Genomic DNA, 18,093 nt, shown 5'->3' with positions numbered 1-18,093 from the left:
CGTCGGCGTACACCATGCCTCAGCCAGGATCAGTATAGCTCACCCGCCAAACCAGCGGGAAGCGCCAGCGGCCAGCACGGCCTTGATGGTTTCGGCCAGCAGGGATTTGCTGCCCGACTTGAGCGCTTCAGACAGGCGCTCGCCCAGCGGCGCTTCGCCCTGGAGCGAACGGGGCGTGACGCACAGGGCTTCGAGGCCCTTGGGGGTGAGGACGGTATCCATAAACACAAAGCCCCGGTCCGTGCCGATACGGATGTAGCCGGACGCCTCCAGCCAGCGAATGGTGGCGGCAAAGAATTCGGTCGCCTCATCGGGCTGGCCTTCCGTGCCGTATTCGGGTGCTGTTGCGTAGTGAGCGGAGAACACTTCGCTCGGCATGGGGAATGCCTGGTAAAGGTCGGCAAGAATCCTTGCCGTCAGTTCGTTGAAACGTTCAATGTTTGAGGGAGTGGTCATGATTAGATTGTCGAGAGAAGTGACTGATGCAGCGTGCGAGGTTCGTGAGTATGCCTTGCGCTGCGCAAAAGGCGAGGTTGATGAGTGGCGGTCGCGGGAAGGGTGGTTGAGGATTATTCAGGAAACGGACCCGGCGGCGCTGGCCTTGGGCTTGAGCTTTTCTTTGGCCGAGGCTTTCAAGCAAGGCGAACAGCGCGGCGTGGCGTTGGTGGTGAAGGGGCTGAAGCAGCATGGCGGCTGAAATGAAAAACGGGGGGCAGCGCCCCCGTCGAATTGCATGATCCGTCTCGAACTCGACGACCGGGCGCTGAAGCAGGCGCTCGACAAGCTGGCGGCGCGGCTGGGCGACATGAGCCCGGCGCTGGACCGCATCGGGCAGCGCCTGGTGGAAGGTACGCGCACCGGCATCGAGGCGGGCAAGGATTGGGCGGGGCGTCCGTTTGCGCCCAACAGCCCGACCACGCTGCTCAGGAAACGCGGTGACAAGCCGCTGATCGACTCGGGCAATTTCAAGGATGCGCGCCTGGCACACCACGTTCAGGGCCGCCAGTCGGTGCTGGTGTCGGCGGGCGGCGTTCAGGCGGCGGTGTTGCAGTACGGCGCCAAGCGCGGGCAGTTCGGCCAGACCCGGCGCGGCGCGCCCATTCCGTGGGGCGACATTCCGGCCCGCCCGTTCTTCCCCGACGACAAGGCCGCCCAGGGGGCTGCCCTGGCAACACTGACCGACTACATCAAGGATGTGCTGGCCGATCTGGCCTGATTTCTCCGGGCTGTGGATAAGGGGTAAATCCCTTTAATTCAGCAAGATGCCCGCCGCCGGCAACATGGCGGCATGTATACGCACCCCTCCCTGATTTCCTCTTTCGACGCGAGTGCGGGCCCTTGGCAGCCGGATGCACCGGGGCAACCCGTGGCCCGGCTGCATATTTTTAAGGCTGGCCTGCACACGTCGGGCAACGGCATCACCCGCTTGTATACAGCGGACGAGCTGGCGGCGATGGCGGCCGCCTACGACCCGGCCCGCTTTGCTGCGCCGCTGGTGATCGGCCACCCGCAGGACAACACACCGGCCTATGGCTGGGTGGCGCGTCTGGTGGCCGAAGGCGACGACCTGTTTGCCGAGGTGGACACCATCGACCCTCTGCTGGCCGACGCGATCCGCGTGGGCATGTACCGCAAGATTTCCGCTTCACTGTATCTCCCCGAATCCCCGGCCAACCCCGTGCCTGGCGTGCTGTATCTGCGCCATGTCGGGCTCTTGGGCGGTGCTGCGCCTGCCGTTAAGGGACTGGCGCCGGTGACGCTGTCGGAGGGTGACGGGGTGGCGGAATTTGAAGAAGTTTGTCGCAAGCAATCCGAGCAAGGAGACCCCGTAATGTCTGACCAAACCCCCGAGCTGGCTGAACTCAAGGCCAAGCTTGCCGCCATCGAGGCGGAGAACGCCAGCCTCAAGGCGGCCGCCGAGGCGGCCACGGCTGCGCTCAATGAACAGAAGCGCGCGGCGACGCACGCCGAGCACGCGGCCTTTGCCGAAGCCCTGGTTAAGGCCGGCAAGCTGACCCCCGGCGTGGCGCCGGCCATGGTGGCGACGCTGGACTACTTGGCCGAATCCTCTGCCGACTTTGCCGAGGGTGGCCAACAGGAGCCGCTGGTGAAAGTCTTCCGCGAGGCGCTCTCTGCCCTGCCTGCCGTGATCCCGATGGGCGAGGCGGCTGCTGACCATTCGGAAGCCGAGATCAAGCCGATTGGACAGATGAGCGGCCACGAAGCCGCCGCGCTGTTCCAGCGCGACCCGCAAGCCTTCCGCCGCGCTGCCGGCCTTACTGAATAAGGAGCACGACCATGCCTGTAACCACGACCTCGAATGTGATCATCCCGGAAGTGCTGGCGGCGATGATTGCCGCCGAAATCCCCGGCCAGCTTGCGCTGGCGGGTTCGGATGCCGTCACTGTGCTGGATAACCTGAAGGGCGGCCCCGGCAATACGATCAAGATTCCGCGCTGGGGCACCATTGGCGACTTTACCGAGGTGGCCGAGGGGAGTGCCATGCCGGTGGCCAACATCGCGGCCACCGCTGCGACGGCCACGGTGAAGAAGTTTGCCCGTGGCGTGGAGGTGACCGACGAGGCGCTCTTGGCCAGCTACGACGACCCGCTGAAGGAAGTGGCCCGCCAGTTCGCCCGCTATGCCGCCCGCGCCGCCGACCGCGAATTGATCGTGGCAGCGGAAACCAGCAGCCTGCAACATACGGCCGCCGGCACCATCACCCTGAACGACATCGTGGACGCCATCGGCAAGTGGAATGACGCCTCGGTGAATATCTCCGGCCTGGTGGTGCATTCCAAGGTCTACCGCGACCTGATCAAGCTCCCGGAGTTCAAGACCCTGACCCAGAAGGCCGACCAGGTGATCGAGAAGGGCGTGGTGGGCCAGGTTTACGGCGTGCCGATCCGCGTGTCGGATGCCATCACCACGGTGGCCGGTTCGCCCAACACTTACCGCAACCTGCTGCTGAAGAAGGGCGCCCTGGGGCTGTGGTATCAGCGCAATATGAACGTGGAGACCGAGCGCGACACCATCAAGCGCACCACGGTCATCACGGCGGATTCCATCTTTGCCACGGCGATGTTCCAGGACAGCCCGCTGCCGGTGGTCAAGCTGGTGACTCAGTAAGAGGGGGTGGTCATGGGCATCGGAACTTTGCGCCGCCACCATAACCCGGAGGCTGCCCCCGAGGGGGCGGTTTCCGCGGTCGATGGTGAAAAAACGGCAGAAACGCAAAACAGCCCCGCCAAGGCGTTAAACGATGCCGGGGTGGGTGTTGGTATTACCCAAGGCAAAAAAACGCGGCACAAGGCCGGGGCAACCGCTGGCAACGGGGGTTCTGAGTGACCTACGCCCTGCAATCCGACCTCGCCTTGGCGATTCCGCCCGAAACGCTCTTGCGTTTGAGTGCGGATGATCCGATGGCGACGGTGCCGGATGCGACGGTGATTGGCGAGATGCTGGCGGCGGCATCCGCCGAGATTGATGCGGCGCTGGCCGATGGCGGGCTGGTGTTGCCGGTGCCTGCGCCGGCCATCATCAAGCATCTGTGCGTGAGCCTGGCGCGCTGCCGGCTGTACGCCCGGCGGCCGGAGGGAATGGATTTTCCCGAGGCGGTGCGGCGCGAGTGCGATGCGGCCCGGAAGACGCTGGCGGCGATTGCAGCCGGCGACCTGCGCCTGGGCACGACGGCGCCTGCGGGCAGCCCGAAGGCGGCGACGCCGGGGCGGGTGTTCGTGGGGGGTGAATTTTAATGGCGACGACCAAGGCCATTTTGCTGGCGGCGGCCGAGCGTCTGAAGGCCCAGGTGCCCGGCGTGGCGGTGGAGCTGTACCCGGACAACCCTGCTGCCTGGCGCATGAATCATCCGCGTGCGGCGCTCCTGGTGGATTACCGGGGCAGCCGCTATGGCGAGGTGGTGGATACCGGCATCGTGGCGCAGGCGCGGGAGTTGTCGATTGGCATTTCCGTGGTGGCGCGCACGCTGCATGACGCCTACGGGGCGCTGGCGATTACCGACGCGGTGCGCCTGGCGCTCCTGGGGCAGCGCCTGCCGGACTGCCGCAAGCTGCGGCTTGCCTCCGAGCGCTTTGTGTCGCAGGAGGCGGGCAACTGGATTTATGAGCTGGTGTTTTCTGCGGAGAGTCTGGCCGTTGAGGATGCCGAGGGCGATAGCGGGCCGGCGCTCACCCGGGTGGTGGCCGATTACGGTTTTGAACAGGAGATCGTGGAATGAAGTTCAAGTACAACGGCCCGGCATCGGGCGTGACGCTGGCCGACGGCACCGAGGTGCTGCTGTGGCCTGGGCGTGAGGTTGATCTGCCCGAGTCGGCATTGACTCAAACCCTGGAGGCGCAGGGGTATCTGCAACGGGTGGCCGAGGCGGCAAAGCCGGCCACCAAGAAGAAGGAGGCTTGAGCCGTGGCCGCGAATTTTCTGCATGGTGTTGAGACCATCGAAATCATGAAGGGGCCGCGCCCCATCCGCCAGGTGAAGACGGCGGTGGTGGGTCTGATCGGCACGGCGCCGACCGGCGCGGTGAATGAGCCGGTGATCGTGCTGTCGACGCGCGATGCGGTGCAGTTTGGTGATGCCGCCGTGGCCGCAGGCTTTACCATTCCGCAGGCGCTGGACGCCATCTTCGACCAGGGCGCCGGTACGGTGATCGTGATCAACGTGTGCGACCCGGCGATTCATCGCACGGCGGTGCCGGAAGAGGTGGTGGCGCTCTCGACCATCACCAGCCGCGCGGCGCTGGCGCACCCCTATGTCAGCGCTGTCGTGGTGAAGTCGGCGGACGGCCTGACGACGTACGATCTGAATGACGATTACACGGTCGACGCCGAAAAGGGCGAGATTGTGCGCGTCAAGACCGGCGACATCGCGGCGGGCGCCAGCCTGAAGGTGGCTTATGAGTATGTCGACCCGGCCAAGGTGACGCCTGCCGAGGTGATCGGCACGGTGACGGCAGGCGGCCAGCGGACCGGCATCCAGGCGCTGGACGATACCTATAACCGCTTCGGCTTCGACGCCAAGCTGGTGCTGGCGCCGGTGTATTGCACCCTGCTGTCGATTTCGACCGAGATGATTGCGATGGCGCACAAGTTGCGGGCCATGGCGATTCTGGACGCCCCCATCGGGGTGACGGTGCAGCAGGCGGTGGAAGGCCGTGGCCCGGCGGGCACGATCAACTTCAACACCAGCTCCGAGCGCGCCATCCTGTGCTATCCGCACCTCAAGGTCTACGACCAGGCCACCGACAGCGAGCGGCTGGAGCCCTTCAGCCAGCGCCTGGCGGGCGTCATCTGCCGCAAGGACACGGAAAACGGCTACTGGTGGAGCCCGTCGAACACCGAGATCATGGGCATCACGGGTGTGGAGCGGGCGATTACGGCACGGGTGAATGATCCGCAGTCGGAGGCCAACCTGCTGAACGAAAACGGCATCGTAACGCTGTTCAATAGCTTCGGCACCGGGCTGCGCACCTGGGGCAACCGTTCGGCTGCCTGGCCGTCCATGACCCACCCGAAGAACTTCATCAATGTGCGCCGCACGGCGGACGTGCTGCACGAGTCGGTGGAGTATTCGATGCTGCAATTCATCGACTACCCGATCAACGATGCGCTGATCGACGCCATCAAGGGCAGCGTGGATGCCTTCATTCGCACCCTGGTGAGCCGGGGCGCGCTGATCGACGGCAGTTGCACCTACGACCCGGCGAAGAATCCGCCCACCGAGATTGCCCTGGGGCATCTGACTTTCGACATCACCTTCATGCCGCCCACGCCTGCCGAGCGCATCACGTTTGAGTCGTTCATCGACATCGAGCTGCTGCGCGGTCTGGGCAGCGGCCAATAAGGAGTAGGCCATGAGCAAGATTTCCATTAATCGCCTGACCAATGCCAACGTCTATCTGGACGGCGGCTCGATGCTGGGCCGCGCCGACGAGGTGAATCTGCCGGTGCTCAAGGCCAAGATGGCCGAGCACAAGGCGCTGGGCATGGTGGGCACCATTGAAGCCTTTGCCGGCTTCGAGAAGCTGGAGGGCAAGATCAAGTGGTCCTCTCTTTATGCGGATGCGCTGAAGAAGACGGCCAACCCGTTCAAGAGCGTGCAGCTCCAGGTGCGCGGTTCGGTGGAGGTGTATTCGAGCCAGGGCCGCACCGAGGAAAAGCCGGTGGTGGCGCTGCTGACCGTGATCTTCAAGAGCATTCCGGGCGGCAACTTCAAGCAGCACGACAACGTGGAAGTGGAGTCCGAGTTTATCGCCACCTATATGAAGCTGACGGTGGGCGGCGAGGACATCACCGAGATTGACGTGCTGGCCAATATCTACAAGGCGGGCGGCCGGGATGTGCTGGCGAGCTACCGCGCCAACATCGGGGGTTAAGCCATGACGCAGGAAATTTGTCTCAAATATCCCGTGCAACTGGCCTCCGGCAAGGTGCTGGACAAGCTGGCCCTGCGCCGGGCCAAGGTGGCCGATCTGCGCGAGGCGTCCAAGGGCGGCGCCAGTCAGGAGGATCAGGAGGTGGCCTTGCTGGCGCGTCTTGCCGGCCTGCTGCCCGAGGATGTGCTGGAGCTGGACCTGGCCGATTACAAGGCGCTGCAAGATGCCTTTCGCGGCATGCTGGATTAACCCGGCAGACCTCTGGAAGGGGGCCGGCTTGCTGGCCCGCTGGTTCCGCTTCCCGCCTTCGGAGATCGACGGGTTGGAAGTGGATGATTTTTTGAGCTGGTGCCGTCTGGCGGCGGAGCAGATCAAGGCCGAGAACGAGGCGGCCAGATGAGGTCGGCGGCCAGACTGAGCAGGAAGGCCGCGACCGCAACCAGCGGGCCGGCCAGCAGCACCAGAAAGAAGCCGCCGACGGCGGTGACGATCAGGGCGGCGATGAAGGAGCCGCTCACCTGCCAGCTCCAGGCGAACAGGGCCAGCCCGATCAGCCAGATCAGGGCGGTGGCAATGGCTTCGGCGCGGTCTTCTTTATCCATCGGGAAAGCATAGCATGGCATCTGAAATCGGACTCAAGCTGGTGGTGGGGGCGGCGCTGGCCGGGTCCTTCCAGGCGGTGCTGGGTGGCGCCAAAAAGACGGTGGCCGACCTGGGGGCGGTGGCCGAGCGGTTGCAGTCCCGGCATGAGCGCCTTGGCGGCGTGATGGCGCGGGCGATGGCGTCGCCGGGGCGGCCGCTGGGTGAGCTGCATCGGCGCTACGAGGCGCTGGGGCGCACGCTGGATCAGATCAGGCAGAAGACCGAGGCGCTGAACCGTGCGATGGAGCGCGGCGCGGCGCTTAAGGCCGGGCGCGACGAGAAGCTCTCTGCCATGCGGGAAACCGCCGGGGCGGCGCTGGCCGTGGGGGCGCCGGTGGTGGCGTCGGTGAAGATGGCGGCCGCGCTGGAAGACCTGGTGAAAGACATTGCCATTACCGGCGAGATGACGCGGGCGGAAGAGCAGAAGCTGGGGCAGGTGTTGCGCGATACGGCGCGGCAGTACAACCAGCACGCGACGGAGGTGGGCGCCGGGCTTCAGGCGCTGGCGGCTTCCGGCATTACCTCGTCGGCAGAGTTGCAGCGCTATGCGCCGATTCTGGCCAAGGCGGCGACGGCGACGCGGGCCAGCGTGGAGGATCTGGGCAATGTGTTCGTGGCGCTGAAGAACAACCTGAATGTCGGGGCGCAGGATACCGAGGCGGCGTTGAACATGCTGGCCTATGCCGGCAAGCAGGGCCAGTTCGAGCTGAAAGAGATGGCCAAGTGGATGCCGAATCTGGCGCCGATGATGCAGGCTATGGGGGTGACGGGCAAGGAGGCGGTGGCCGAATTGGGCGCGGCCTTGCAGGTGGCAAGGAAGGGGGCGGGGTCTTCGGATGAGGCGGCCAATAATCTGCGCAACTTCCTGTCCAAGGTGACGGCGCCCGATACGCTGAAGGATTTTGAGAAGGCCGGGATTGATCTGAAAGGCAGCCTGATCCAGCTTCGCGCCCAGGGCATGACGCCGATGATGGCGATGCTGGAGATCATCCGCGACTATATGAAGAAGGTCGGCGGCGAGGGGGCGGTGAAGCGGTTCGACGCTGCGGCCAAGTCGGGCGACATGGATGGCGTCAAGGCGCTGTCGGAATCCTACGGCCTGGGTGCCCTCTTCCAGGATATGCAGGCCATGAGCTTCATCCGGCCGGCGATTGCCGACATGGAGGCGTTCAAGCGCATTAAAGAAGGGGCGATGGCGGCCGGCGGCAAGGACATGCTGGGCGATGATTTTGCCAAGCGCATGGCGGGCAGCCAGGAGCAGATGAAGCGTTTTGGCATTCTGGCGCAGGACATCGGGCTGTCGATTGGCAATGCCCTGCTGCCGCCCTTGGTGTCGATCATGGAAGGCCTGGCGCCGGTGATCAAAGGCATTGGCGAGTGGGCGCAGGCGAACCCCGGCCTGGTGAAAACCATTGTCGGCATCGGGCTGGCGCTGACGGCGGGCAAGCTGGCGGTGCTGGGCATGGGCTGGGCGGTGAATTTTCTGGTGCTGTCGCCGTTGAACAGGCTGCGCAGGGCGCTGCTGACTGTGGGCGGGCGGGTGCTGTGGTTTAAGGGCTTGTGGCAGTCTGGGGCGTTTGTGGGTTTTGGGGCGCGGATCGGCCAGGTCGCCAGGCTGCTGGCCGGGCGTCTGGTGATGGGCTTGCGCCTGGCGGGCCAGGCGGTGATGTGGCTGGGCCGGGCGGTGCTGATGAACCCGATTGGCCTGGCGCTGACGGCGGCGGCGCTGCTCGTCTACAAATTCTGGGGGCCGATTGCTGGCTTCTTCAAGGGCTTGTGGTCCGGTCTGAAGGCTGGGCTGGCGCCGATTGGGGCGTCGATCCAGGCGGCGTTTGCGCCCGTGGCGCCGGTACTGAAACCGATTGGCGATCTGCTCGCCAAGGTGGGCGGCTGGTTCAGTGGTCTGCTGAAGCCGGTGGAGGATACGGGCGGCGCAGCCGAGCGCTTTGGCGTGCGTGTCGGCCAGGCGGTTGCGGGCGCGGTGCGCCTGTTCCTGTCGTTGCCGGGCAAGCTGCTGGCGCTGCCGGGGGAAATGCTGCGCCTGGGCGGCGAGATTGTGGCCGGGCTGATCAACGGCATCAAGCAGAAGCTGGCGGCAGCCGGCGAGGCGATCAAGTCGGTGGGCGCTTCGGTGCGCGATACCTTCAAGGGCATGCTGGGCATTCGCTCGCCTTCCCGCGTCTTTGCCGAGATGGGCGGCAATCTGTCCGAGGGGCTGTCGCTGGGCATGACGGCCAAGCTGGGGGCAGTGACCAAGGCGGCGGCGGGCATGGCGGCGGCGGCTTCGGTGTCGGTGGCTGGGGCGGCGGTTCCGGGCGTGCCGGATGCGGCGATGCCGCGCCCTGGCGTGGCGGCGGGCGGCAGCGCGGGCATGGTGGTGCATTACGCGCCCGTGCTCACAATCCATGCGACAAATTCAGAGGCGGGCGCGGTGCGCCAGGAGGCAGAAAAGGCGCTGTCCATGAGCCTGGTGGAGTTTGAAAAGATGATGCGCCGCTATGAGGCGGACAAGCAGCGCAGAGGTGTGAAATGAGCGGCAATATCTATGCGGTGCTGGGTGAGACGGAGCTTGAGATCATCGCCTGGCTGGATGGCCTGGACATGCGCTTTTCGGCGCACTACGCCGAGCAGGCGCTGATCGGCCGCAAGGGCTTGTTGCAGCACACGGGTTTTGCGCCGGATGAGGTGAAGATGCGGGTGCTCTTGCATGCGCAGTGGTGCCAGCCGGCCGAGGAGCTGGCGCGGCTGAAGCGGATCATGGATGACGCGGAGCCGGTGGCGTTTGTGCTGGGGTCCGGCGAGTATCGCGGCGTTTTCGTGCTGACCGATCTGGATGTGATGTCGACGCAGACGGACGGCGCGGGGGTGGCGATTGCCTTTGAGGCCGAGGTGCAGTTGAAGGAATACATCGGCGACCCGGCGCTGCCCGAGCCGCCGGGTGTGATTGCCCAGGGCTACCGGATTCCGGTGGGGGCGGGGCAGGGTGTGGCTGGTGCGGTTGCGGTCGACGCGCTGGCCGGGCCGTTTTCCGGGACGGCGTCTGCCGTGTCGCAGGCGGTTTCGGCGGTGGGCCAGGTGGCGGCGGCGGCGTCGGAGGTGCGCTCGCTGGTGAGCCTGGCGGCCAGCAATCCGCCGGCGGCGGTGTCGTTGGTGGCGGGTAAGGCGGGCGGGCTGCTGGATGCGGCGGCGGCCTTGCCGGCGGCGGCGTTTGAAACCCTGTCCGGCGTGACGGCGGTGGCGACCGAGGCGGCGCAGGTGGCGACGGCCTTCAACGGGGCGCGGGCGGCGCTGGAAGAATCGGCGGGCTGGCTGCAATCGGGCGACCCGCTGGCGGTGTTGTCTTCTGCCGCGGATCGGGCCGGGCAGGCGGTGTGGTTTGCCGACCAGGCCGGGGCGTCGCTTGCGAAACTGGCGGCGCGGGTGGCGGTGCGCGGCAATGATCTGGGCGGGGTGGCGGTATGAATCTCACGCACATCACCCAGGCGGGCGAGCGCTGGGACTTGATTGCCTGGCGGTATTACCGGGACGTGCGCCAGGTGGCGCGGCTGATGGAGGCCAACCCGCAGGCGCCGGCCACTGCCGTGCTGCCTTCCGGGCTGCGCCTGACGGTGCCGATGCTGGCGCGGGACGTTGCAAATAATACGAACGGGGTGCCGCCGTGGCGTCGGTGAATCGAGCGATTTCGCCCGAGGTGGTGATTGAGTACAACGGGCGGGACATCACTGCCGACCTGTCGCCGTACCTGGTGCGGTTTTCTTTTGTCGACCGGCTGAACGGCGAGGCGGATAGCCTGGACATCGAGCTGGCGGAAACGCATCACAGCATTTCCAAGTGGCTGGATGGCTGGTATCCGGACAAGGCGATGGAGGTGGTGGCGCATTTTGGCTACACCCATGCGCCGCTTCAGCTTGCCGGGCGCTTCGAGGTGGATGAGGTGGCGGTGGAGAGTCCGCCGATGACGGTGCGTATCCGGGCGCTGGCGACCGGCATCACCAAGAGCGTGCGCACCCGCCAGGGCCGCGCCTATGAGAATACGACGCTCTCTGCGATTGCCGACCAGGTGGCGAAGCGCCTGGGGGCTGTGCGCCGTGGCAAGATCGAGGCGGTGAAGCTGGATCGGGTGACGCAGTACCAGGAAAGCGACTGGCAGTTTCTGGTGCGCCTGCTGCGCGAATATGGCTATGCCGCCAAGCTGACGGACAACAACAAGACGCTGGCGGTGGCGCGGCTGGCCGATCTGGCTGAGGGTGTGGTGCGTGAGCTGTGGCCGGAGGATTTGTCGAGCTGGAGCTACCGCGACCGGATTACCGACGTGCCGGCCAGGAGCGAGGTGGCGCACCATAACCCGAAAACCGGCAAGCTGGTGACGTACAAGGTCGAGGGCGGGCAGCTGGTGGCGGCCAATACGGTGGCGGCCAAGGATGCCGACAAGAAGGTGGTGCGCGCGAAAACGCCGGAGCAGGCGAAGGCCAAGGCGCAGGCGATGCAGGAGCGGCATGAGGCAGACAAGACGAGTTTCGAGTGTACGCTGATGGGCGACCCGGCGCTGATTGCCGGGGCTGCGGTCGACATTCGCGGCCTGGCGAAATTGAACGGGCGCTATGTGATTCTGGAAGCGCGGCACGATATTGATGTGGGTGGCGGCTATGCCACGTCCCTTTCGATGAAGCGATTGCGGGAGGCTGGGGCATGAGCGAGACACGCGAAGAGTCGACGCCGACGCTGCGCTTTGGGTTTGTGACGGCGCTGGATGAGGCTGGCTGCCGGGTGCGGGTGCAGTTCCCTGATCTGGACGGGCTGGAGAGCTACTGGTTGCATGTGCCGCACCCGAAGACGCACCGCGACAAGCACTATTGCCTGCCGGACGTGGGCGAGCAGGTGGCCTGCCTGCTGGATGGTGCGGGCGAGGAAGGTGTGGTGCTGGGGGCGATTTACAGCGAGCGCGACCCGGCGCCGGTGGCGAGCGTGGATAAGCATCATGTGGTGTTCGACGATGGCACGCTGATTGATTACGACCGGGCGTCGCACAAGCTGTTCATTCATTGCGTGGGCGACATCGAGATCGTGTCGGATACGCATATCATCATGCGCGCGCCGCGCATCGACTTGAACTGATATGCCGGCCGCGCACCGTCACCGCGATATTTGCACCGGGCACGGCTGCTGGCCGTCGCGGCCAAATGCCGAGGCCAGCCCGGATGTGTTCATCAATCGGCTGGGGGCGCACCGGGTGGGCGATGCCTGGGAGGTGCATTGCTGCCCGGCTATCCCTGAATGCCATGGATCGGTGCAGGCGACGGGTTCGCCGACGGTATTCGCCAATGGCCGGGCGCTGGCGCGCATCGGCGATGCGGTGGCGTGCGGTTCCGTTTGCGCAACCGGAAGTCCGAACGTCTTTGTCGACGGGTAAATCCGTTTAATTCAGCCCGGCGCAGCCTGTCGCCATCATGGCGGCATGATTCCGAGAGAACACCACTGGCAGCCCGCCCTGGGCGGCGATGGCGAGGCGATTGGCCTGGATGATCTGCGCCAGTCGATTGCCATCATCCTGAAGACCCCGCTGGGGTCTGACCCGCTGCGCCCGGACTTCGGTTCCAATCTCGCCCGTTATATCGACTACCCGATCAATCGCGCCCGGCCGCATGTGGTGCGCGAGACGGTGGCGGCGATCCGGCGCTGGGAGCCGCGCGTGACCGTCACAAAGGTGACGGTGACGCAGGAAGGCGATGCCGGCATCAAGGTGTCCGTGGTGTTCCGTCTGGCCGATGGGCTGGAGGCGACGGCGGAGGTGATGCCCGGTGAGTGAGCCAATCAAACTGGTGGCGGATGATCCGCTGGCGATTACCGACGAGCTGGTGCGCGCCTATGAGGCTGCGACCGGCAAGACGCTGTACCCGGCGCAGATCGAGCGCCTGTTCATCGACCTGATTGCCTACCGGGAAACCCTGGTGCGCGGCCTGATCAACGATGTGGCGCGGCAGAATCTGGTGGCTTTTGCGCGGGCGCCGATGCTGGATTTTCTGGGGGAGCTGGTGGGGGTGTCCCGCCTTGCTGCCCAGCCGGCGCGCACGACCTTGCGCTTTACCCGGCCGGGGGCTGCGGCGGCGGCGACCCTGATCCCGTCCGGCACGCTGATCCAGGCGGCGCCGGGTTTGTATTTTTCCACCACGGCTGATGGGCTGATTGCAGCCGGCGCGGGCGGGCAGTTCATCGACCTGCCGGCGGTGTGCGATACCGATGGGCCGATGGGCAACGGCTACCTGCCGGGGCAGATCAGGGAGCCGCTGTCGATCCTGCCCGATGCGGTGACGGTGGCGAATCTGACGACGACTTCCGGCGGCGCCGACCCGGAGGGCGACGACCGTTTGCGCGAGCGTATCCGCCTGGCGCCCGAGATGTTTTCTACCGCTGGGCCGCGTCTGGCGTATCGCTTTGCGGCCATGAGTGCCTCCCCTTTGATTGTTGACGTGGCGGTGACTTCGCCCGCGCCGGGCCTGGTGCGCCTCTACCCGCTGACGACGACCGGCCTGCCCTCGCCTGAGGTGAAAGCCCTGGTGCTGGCGGCAGCCTCTGCCGAGGATGTGCGGCCCCTGTGCGATGGCGTGGAGGTGGCGGACCCGCTGGATGTGCCTTTTGCGGTCGACGCGCAATTGGCGCTGGTTTCCGATGCCGATGCAGCGGCCACGCTGGCGCGGGCGGAAGCCGCGCTGGCAGCCTTCTGCGCTGAGGTGGCGGGCAGCCTGGGGCGCGATGTGGTGCGCTCGCAACTGATTGCTGCGCTGTCGGTGCCGGGGGTGTATCGGGTGAATCTTGTCGCACCGAATGCGGACACGGTGGTGCCGGCAGAGGCATGGGCGCATGCCGTGAGCCAGTCGGTGACGCTTGCCGGGGTGGGTGATGACTGAGCCTTTGCTGCACGATCCTGTTGCCCCGGATGTGATTGCGCTGGATGCGCGCTTCGGGCCGCTGTCGGCGCTGGTGACGCGCTTGTCTGATCTGCCGGTGGAGAAGCTGCTGGTCTATCTGGTGGATGCGGTGGATGCGCAACTGCTGCCCGAGCTGGGGCGGCAGCTTCATTTGACCGGGCTGGAAGGCTGGCGCCTGGCGAACACAGATGAGGCGCGGCGGCGGCTGATCAAGCGCTCGATTGCGCTGCATCGCAAGAAGGGCACGCCGTGGGCGGTGCGCGAGGCGCTCAAGCCGGTGGGCGTCAATGTGGAGATCATTGAGCAGGCGGACCAACGGGCGGCCTATGCGGCGCTGAATCCGCATCTGCTCGACGGCTCGTGGGCGCTGGATGGTGCGGTGGCGCTGCGCCCGCTGGATCGGATGACCTACATCCCGCAGGTGCAGCACTGGGCGCAGTTTCTGGTGCGGATGAATCTGGCCGAGGTGAGCGAGGCTGGTGCGCTGCCGCTGATCAAGGCGCTGGTCGAGGAATGGAAGCCGGTGTCGCGTCATGCGATCTGGCAGCTGTGGCTGGCCCTGGTGGCGCGGCACAAGGTGACGGCGACGGCGGGCCTGCGGGCTTTTTTGCCGTCGACCCGGCTCTACCCCTGGGAAAACCGCAGCTTGTCCGGCTATGCCGATGCGCTCTGGCGGCTGGGCAAGGATGGCGAGGGGGTGCGGCTGGATGGCCGGGCCTTCGGTTTTGTGCTGGGGCGCGTGCATGGCGCGGTGCCGGGCTATCGCCTGCGCCATGGCAGGGTGCGCGGCGAGGTGTCGGCGCGGCTGGCGGTGGCGGTGGCGCCGGTGTCCCGGCCCGAGGTGTTGCCGGTTGATCCCGGAGTCCGGGTGCTGCCGCCGGAACGGCTGTTCTGGCGCCGGCGGCGGCTCGATGGCGGCTGGCGTTTGTCGGCGGCGCGGCTCGATGGCGGGCGGCGCGTGGGCGAGACCGGGTTTCGCCTGTGGGGGCAGCGGTTTTTCGATTGCCGGCGGCTGGACGGCGCGTGGGCGCTGGGGGCGCGGGTGCTGCTGCCTGAGCCGGCCCGCTTGCGCGTTTCTGGCTTGTGGCGCCTGGGTGGCATGCGCTGCCCGGAATTTAGCGTGAGGAAGGTTCAATGACTGATTTCTTGTATCAGGCCGAGGCGGTGGTGACGGACTACTGGCGCGGCCGGCTGGCCGAGCATTGCGCGGGCGGCCGGGCGCTGCCGCGTATCACCCACATGGCGTTCGGCGATGGCGGGCACGCTGGCGCTGCCGCCAGGCCGGCGCCGGCCAATCGCACGGCGCTGTACAGCGAGCGCCTGCGGGTGCCGATTGCCAGTCTGACGCTGCCGGTGCCCACCGAGGCGCTGGCGATTGCCGAGCTGGTGGCGGCTGATGCACCGGCGGGCATGGCGTTTTCCGAGGCCGGGCTGATTGATGCTGAGGGCGGGCTGGTGGCGTATCGCACCATGGCGCCCAAGGTGGTCGATGCCGGCGAAGTGTACGAAGTCCGTATCAAACCCCGTTTTTAATCAGGAGGGGCCATGACGCTGCCTAACCCGAGTATTACCCCGATTCCCAACAACGAGCCGGAAGCGATTCCGGCCTTGTGGAACACCCGCTACGAAGAGATCGACGAGAATTTTGCCAGTCTCGACCAGCGCCAGACATCAACCGAAAACGAAATCCGCGCGGCCCGCGTCGGTAAGCCGACCCTCTCTGAGACGATCAATGCCATCGTCGCCCAGATCGGCGGCATTTCCGGCACGCTCTCCGGCCTGGCATCGCCCACGTCGGTGCAGAACGCCGTGAGCCTGGACTGGCTGTATCGCAATCGCCGCATCGCCTTCGAGCTTTTTGCGGCCGGCTACAACCTGCAAAACCACCTGGGCGTTTCCGTCACCTCCGGCATCATGGGCGACGACTCCCTGGACGTTGCCGATACCAGCGGCGTCAAGGTCGGCGAAGACTACCTGCTGTCCGATGCGACCGATACCGCCCTGGTGCGCGTCACCGCCATCCACTCGGGTACTCGCCTGCGCCTGGCGGCCAACCTGTCCCGTAACTGGGGCGCTGGCGCCAAGCTGACCGGTTCCACGCTCGTCGCGCGGCCCGAAGGCGGCGTTGATGGCGCCATTGGCGGCCAGTGGGTTTCCCGTGCCATCAACCTGGGCGACGACAACACGTCCCGCGCCGTCGTCATCCGTCGCAGCCTGAATGCCGGCGAGGCCCGCCTGTATTTCCGCGACGCCTACACAACGGCATGGACTGAGCGCGCCTGGTCGGTTCGTCGCTCCGGCGGCGGCACCAGCGGCGTACCTGAAGGCTTCGCTGACTATGAGTACGTCGTGCCGATGCGCGGCGATGGCTATCTGCGCCTGGTGGTCGATGGCGAGCCGATGGTGATCAAGCACGTCGTCGCGCTGGGCAGCGGCACCGGGCAGGGCGGTTACGTCAATCCGCTCATGCGCCCGAATGCGCCCAAGATTAGCAGCCCGGCCACCGGCGCCACCAACGTCATCGAGACGCCGACCCTGACCGCTTCCAACTACGTCAGCCCGGCGGGCAACGCCTTCTCGACGGCGCAGTTCCAGATCAGCACCAGCAGCACGTTTGCCAGCGTCCTGCACGACTCCGGCGAAAAGTCGGCCATGACCTATTCTGTTCCGGCCGGCGTGCTCGCCGTCAATACCACCTTCTACGTCCGCGCCCGCGTGAAGGACGTTGCCGGCCTGGTGTCGGACTGGTCTGCCGTCACCAGCTTCACGACCAAGGCGAGCTATGCCTACGTCAATACCCCGACCGTCATCACGCCGACCAGCGGCCAGGCCGAAATCCCGGAACAGCCGACGCTGCAATCCTCCGCCTTCGCCACGACCGGCGGCGCTGACACGCACGCCGCCAGCCAGTGGCAGATTCGCCTCGCCTCCGGCACCTGGGCCGCGCCGCTGCACGATTCCGGCGCCAGCACCACGGCCAAGACCAGCTACACGGTTCCCGCCGGCGTCCTGGTTGCCGGGCAGACCCAGTACGTGATGCGCGTTCGCCACATCGGCGCCAGCCTGGGCGCGTCCGAGTGGTCTTCCGACATCGCCTTCATGACCAAGCAGCAGTTCGCCCAGATCATCGGCATCGTCTGCACGGCCACCGGCGGCGGCGCGGGCGCATGGCAGCGCGTCGATGAGAATTTCAACGCCATCACGACCACAGCCGCGACCTTCAACAACCACCCGACCTACGCCGGCATCGTGCCGCAGACGATTGACGGCCAGGCGATGGTGAAGGTGCCCAAGTTCTACCTGAAGACCGGCACCGTCCCGAGTGGCCCCTATGCCGGCAAACGCTACTGGATGGTTTCCGACCAGCCCGTCGCCGGCTTCAGCGTGCATCCGGCCTTCATGAATGCCGGTGCACAGATCGACCAGTTCTGGGTGGGCAAGTACCAAGGCACCAACGACGGCGGCACCAAGCTGGGCTCTGTGGCAGGCGTCGCGCCGCTGGTCTCCATCGACTTCCCGACCATGCAGGCCCGTGCGGCCGCACGCAACACTGGCGGCGTGACCGGCTTTGGCCTGTGGAACATCTACCAGCTTTCAGCCATCCAGACGCTGGCGCTGATCGAAATGGGCGGTTCCGACAGCCAGGCCCTGGTCGGTCAAGGCCACGTCTCCGGCTCGTCCGCACTGGCAGTCGATAACGCCACCGTCGCCCAGGCCACATGGCGCGGCATCGTGGGCTTGTGGGGCAACGTGTGGCAGATGGTCGATGGCCTGCAAACCGACGCCAGTTCCAAGTACAAGATTTGGGACAAGAACGGCAACAAGACCTACCAGACCACCAGCCTGACGGCGCCGGGCAGCAACTACCCCGTCACGATGGCGACCGCCAGCGGCACGGATTACGACCTGTCGACCGTCTTTGCCGCCGAAACCACCAATGCGACCGCCGGCAACGGCACCTATGGCGACTACTTCTACCAGAACCCCAGTTGCGTCGCATACCACGGCGGCAATTGGGGCTACGGCGCGTACGCCGGCCTGTTCGCTCTGCACGTCTACAACGCCGCGTCGGACTCGTATACGTACGTCGGCGGCCGCCTCGCAAAGGTGTAATGGGTCATGTGACCCGCGTCA

25 protein-coding genes are annotated in these 18,093 nt (G+C 66.0%); 23 read left to right on the top strand and 2 right to left on the bottom strand.

The window, feature by feature from the left end; translation table 11 throughout:
• Window positions 1-39 precede the first annotated feature (39 nt).
• Window positions 40-456 carry a hypothetical protein gene (locus EV669_RS09125; RefSeq protein ID WP_132098483.1) on the bottom strand — a complete coding sequence of 139 codons (417 nt, stop codon included), beginning with the start codon at window positions 454-456 and terminating at the stop codon, window positions 40-42.
• On the opposite strand from EV669_RS09125, the gene EV669_RS09120 reads away from it, so the two are divergent.
• From EV669_RS09120 to EV669_RS09065, 12 genes are all read left to right on the top strand, one after another.
• Window positions 455-697 (top strand): hypothetical protein, encoded by a 243-nt coding sequence (locus EV669_RS09120; protein ID WP_132098482.1) that lies wholly within the window; start codon window positions 455-457, stop codon window positions 695-697. The genes EV669_RS09125 and EV669_RS09120 overlap by 2 nt on opposite strands.
• Before the next feature lie 36 nt (window positions 698-733).
• Complete coding sequence (locus EV669_RS09115; RefSeq protein WP_132098481.1) at window positions 734-1,216, top strand: phage virion morphogenesis protein; 483 nt, start codon at window positions 734-736, stop codon at window positions 1,214-1,216.
• Between the two features lie 210 nt (window positions 1,217-1,426).
• A complete protein-coding gene (locus EV669_RS09110; protein WP_132098480.1) occupies window positions 1,427-2,287 on the top strand; it encodes a hypothetical protein in 861 nt (286 codons plus the stop codon).
• Window positions 2,288-2,298: 11 nt separating this feature from the next.
• Window positions 2,299-3,129: a N4-gp56 family major capsid protein gene (locus EV669_RS09105; RefSeq protein ID WP_132098479.1), complete on the top strand. Its 831-nt coding sequence runs from the start codon at window positions 2,299-2,301 to the stop codon at window positions 3,127-3,129.
• 12 nt (window positions 3,130-3,141) lie between these two features.
• On the top strand, window positions 3,142-3,348 hold the full coding sequence (locus EV669_RS09100; protein ID WP_132098478.1) for a hypothetical protein: 207 nt from the start codon (window positions 3,142-3,144) through the stop codon (window positions 3,346-3,348).
• On the top strand, window positions 3,345-3,755 hold the full coding sequence (locus tag EV669_RS09095; protein ID WP_132098477.1) for a phage protein Gp36 family protein: 411 nt from the start codon (window positions 3,345-3,347) through the stop codon (window positions 3,753-3,755). Before EV669_RS09100 ends, EV669_RS09095 begins: the two co-directional genes overlap by 4 nt.
• On the top strand, window positions 3,755-4,237 hold the full coding sequence (locus EV669_RS09090) for a Gp37 family protein (protein WP_132098476.1): 483 nt from the start codon (window positions 3,755-3,757) through the stop codon (window positions 4,235-4,237). The genes EV669_RS09095 and EV669_RS09090 overlap by 1 nt, the downstream gene beginning before the upstream one ends.
• Window positions 4,234-4,419, top strand: coding sequence for a hypothetical protein (locus EV669_RS09085; protein ID WP_132098475.1), 186 nt, complete (start codon window positions 4,234-4,236; stop codon window positions 4,417-4,419). The genes EV669_RS09090 and EV669_RS09085 overlap by 4 nt, the downstream gene beginning before the upstream one ends.
• Before the next feature lie 3 nt (window positions 4,420-4,422).
• Window positions 4,423-5,859 (top strand): phage tail sheath subtilisin-like domain-containing protein, encoded by a 1,437-nt coding sequence (locus EV669_RS09080; RefSeq protein ID WP_132098474.1) that lies wholly within the window; start codon window positions 4,423-4,425, stop codon window positions 5,857-5,859.
• Window positions 5,860-5,869: 10 nt separating this feature from the next.
• On the top strand, window positions 5,870-6,391 hold the full coding sequence (locus EV669_RS09075; RefSeq protein ID WP_132098473.1) for a phage major tail tube protein: 522 nt from the start codon (window positions 5,870-5,872) through the stop codon (window positions 6,389-6,391).
• A gap of 3 nt (window positions 6,392-6,394) precedes the next feature.
• A complete protein-coding gene (locus tag EV669_RS09070; protein ID WP_132098472.1) occupies window positions 6,395-6,640 on the top strand; it encodes a phage tail assembly protein in 246 nt (81 codons plus the stop codon).
• Window positions 6,615-6,791, top strand: coding sequence for a GpE family phage tail protein (locus EV669_RS09065; protein ID WP_132098471.1), 177 nt, complete (start codon window positions 6,615-6,617; stop codon window positions 6,789-6,791). The genes EV669_RS09070 and EV669_RS09065 overlap by 26 nt, the downstream gene beginning before the upstream one ends.
• On the opposite strand, the gene EV669_RS09060 is transcribed toward EV669_RS09065, so the two are convergent.
• A complete protein-coding gene (locus EV669_RS09060; protein ID WP_132098470.1) occupies window positions 6,763-6,993 on the bottom strand; it encodes a hypothetical protein in 231 nt (76 codons plus the stop codon). The genes EV669_RS09065 and EV669_RS09060 overlap by 29 nt on opposite strands.
• A 14-nt stretch (window positions 6,994-7,007) precedes the next feature.
• Between EV669_RS09060 and EV669_RS09055 the strand changes: the two genes are divergently transcribed.
• From EV669_RS09055 to EV669_RS09005, 11 genes are read left to right on the top strand one after another with little or no spacing between them, the layout of a single operon-like run.
• On the top strand, window positions 7,008-9,566 hold the full coding sequence (locus EV669_RS09055; protein WP_132098469.1) for a phage tail tape measure protein: 2,559 nt from the start codon (window positions 7,008-7,010) through the stop codon (window positions 9,564-9,566).
• Window positions 9,563-10,495: a phage tail protein gene (locus tag EV669_RS09050; protein WP_132098468.1), complete on the top strand. Its 933-nt coding sequence runs from the start codon at window positions 9,563-9,565 to the stop codon at window positions 10,493-10,495. The genes EV669_RS09055 and EV669_RS09050 overlap by 4 nt, the downstream gene beginning before the upstream one ends.
• Window positions 10,492-10,704: a tail protein X gene (locus tag EV669_RS09045; protein ID WP_132098467.1), complete on the top strand. Its 213-nt coding sequence runs from the start codon at window positions 10,492-10,494 to the stop codon at window positions 10,702-10,704. Before EV669_RS09050 ends, EV669_RS09045 begins: the two co-directional genes overlap by 4 nt.
• Window positions 10,692-11,726 carry a phage late control D family protein gene (locus EV669_RS09040; protein WP_132098466.1) on the top strand — a complete coding sequence of 345 codons (1,035 nt, stop codon included), beginning with the start codon at window positions 10,692-10,694 and terminating at the stop codon, window positions 11,724-11,726. Before EV669_RS09045 ends, EV669_RS09040 begins: the two co-directional genes overlap by 13 nt.
• Entirely contained in the window at window positions 11,723-12,148 is a 426-nt protein-coding gene (locus tag EV669_RS09035) for a phage baseplate assembly protein V (protein WP_132098465.1), read from the top strand. Before EV669_RS09040 ends, EV669_RS09035 begins: the two co-directional genes overlap by 4 nt.
• 1 nt (window position 12,149) lies before the next feature.
• Entirely contained in the window at window positions 12,150-12,443 is a 294-nt protein-coding gene (locus EV669_RS14300) for a PAAR domain-containing protein (RefSeq protein WP_132098464.1), read from the top strand.
• Window positions 12,444-12,488: 45 nt separating this feature from the next.
• Window positions 12,489-12,839, top strand: coding sequence for a GPW/gp25 family protein (locus EV669_RS09025; RefSeq protein ID WP_132098463.1), 351 nt, complete (start codon window positions 12,489-12,491; stop codon window positions 12,837-12,839).
• On the top strand, window positions 12,832-13,938 hold the full coding sequence (locus EV669_RS09020; protein WP_132098462.1) for a baseplate assembly protein: 1,107 nt from the start codon (window positions 12,832-12,834) through the stop codon (window positions 13,936-13,938). The genes EV669_RS09025 and EV669_RS09020 overlap by 8 nt, the downstream gene beginning before the upstream one ends.
• Entirely contained in the window at window positions 13,931-15,097 is a 1,167-nt protein-coding gene (locus tag EV669_RS09015) for a phage tail protein (RefSeq protein WP_132098461.1), read from the top strand. The genes EV669_RS09020 and EV669_RS09015 overlap by 8 nt, the downstream gene beginning before the upstream one ends.
• Window positions 15,094-15,492, top strand: a complete 399-nt coding sequence (locus EV669_RS09010) for a phage tail-collar fiber domain-containing protein (RefSeq protein ID WP_132098460.1) — start codon at window positions 15,094-15,096, stop codon at window positions 15,490-15,492. Before EV669_RS09015 ends, EV669_RS09010 begins: the two co-directional genes overlap by 4 nt.
• 12 nt (window positions 15,493-15,504) lie before the next feature.
• Window positions 15,505-18,072: a phage tail protein gene (locus EV669_RS09005; RefSeq protein WP_132098459.1), complete on the top strand. Its 2,568-nt coding sequence runs from the start codon at window positions 15,505-15,507 to the stop codon at window positions 18,070-18,072.
• Window positions 18,073-18,093: the final 21 nt, after the last annotated feature.

The sequence above is a fragment of the Gulbenkiania mobilis genome, assembly GCA_004346645.1.
GTDB classification, from domain to species: Bacteria; Pseudomonadota; Gammaproteobacteria; order Burkholderiales; family Chromobacteriaceae; genus Gulbenkiania; species Gulbenkiania mobilis.
The sequence above is the reverse complement of the archived record's forward strand: the minus strand, read 5'-3'. Positions and strand labels throughout refer to the sequence as shown.

Bases quoted from the DNA above. Each gene is read 5' to 3' on its own strand.
- EV669_RS09015 (WP_132098461.1), top strand. From the start codon at position 13,931: ATGACTGAGCCTTTGCTGCACGATCCTGTTGCCCCGGATGTGATTGCG.
- EV669_RS09105 (WP_132098479.1), top strand. From the start codon at position 2,299: ATGCCTGTAACCACGACCTCGAATGTGATCATCCCGGAAGTGCTGGCG.
- EV669_RS09090 (WP_132098476.1), top strand. From the start codon at position 3,755: ATGGCGACGACCAAGGCCATTTTGCTGGCGGCGGCCGAGCGTCTGAAG.
- EV669_RS09100 (WP_132098478.1), top strand. From the start codon at position 3,142: ATGGGCATCGGAACTTTGCGCCGCCACCATAACCCGGAGGCTGCCCCC.
- EV669_RS09025 (WP_132098463.1), top strand. From the start codon at position 12,489: ATGATTCCGAGAGAACACCACTGGCAGCCCGCCCTGGGCGGCGATGGC.
- EV669_RS09060 (WP_132098470.1), bottom strand. From the start codon at position 6,993: ATGGATAAAGAAGACCGCGCCGAAGCCATTGCCACCGCCCTGATCTGG.
- EV669_RS09035 (WP_132098465.1), top strand. From the start codon at position 11,723: ATGAGCGAGACACGCGAAGAGTCGACGCCGACGCTGCGCTTTGGGTTT.
- EV669_RS14300 (WP_132098464.1), top strand. From the start codon at position 12,150: ATGCCGGCCGCGCACCGTCACCGCGATATTTGCACCGGGCACGGCTGC.
- EV669_RS09125 (WP_132098483.1), bottom strand. From the start codon at position 456: ATGACCACTCCCTCAAACATTGAACGTTTCAACGAACTGACGGCAAGG.
- EV669_RS09070 (WP_132098472.1), top strand. From the start codon at position 6,395: ATGACGCAGGAAATTTGTCTCAAATATCCCGTGCAACTGGCCTCCGGC.
- EV669_RS09065 (WP_132098471.1), top strand. From the start codon at position 6,615: ATGCCTTTCGCGGCATGCTGGATTAACCCGGCAGACCTCTGGAAGGGG.
- EV669_RS09010 (WP_132098460.1), top strand. From the start codon at position 15,094: ATGACTGATTTCTTGTATCAGGCCGAGGCGGTGGTGACGGACTACTGG.
- EV669_RS09005 (WP_132098459.1), top strand. From the start codon at position 15,505: ATGACGCTGCCTAACCCGAGTATTACCCCGATTCCCAACAACGAGCCG.
- EV669_RS09050 (WP_132098468.1), top strand. From the start codon at position 9,563: ATGAGCGGCAATATCTATGCGGTGCTGGGTGAGACGGAGCTTGAGATC.
- EV669_RS09055 (WP_132098469.1), top strand. From the start codon at position 7,008: ATGGCATCTGAAATCGGACTCAAGCTGGTGGTGGGGGCGGCGCTGGCC.
- EV669_RS09120 (WP_132098482.1), top strand. From the start codon at position 455: ATGATTAGATTGTCGAGAGAAGTGACTGATGCAGCGTGCGAGGTTCGT.
- EV669_RS09115 (WP_132098481.1), top strand. From the start codon at position 734: ATGATCCGTCTCGAACTCGACGACCGGGCGCTGAAGCAGGCGCTCGAC.
- EV669_RS09075 (WP_132098473.1), top strand. From the start codon at position 5,870: ATGAGCAAGATTTCCATTAATCGCCTGACCAATGCCAACGTCTATCTG.
- EV669_RS09045 (WP_132098467.1), top strand. From the start codon at position 10,492: ATGAATCTCACGCACATCACCCAGGCGGGCGAGCGCTGGGACTTGATT.
- EV669_RS09085 (WP_132098475.1), top strand. From the start codon at position 4,234: ATGAAGTTCAAGTACAACGGCCCGGCATCGGGCGTGACGCTGGCCGAC.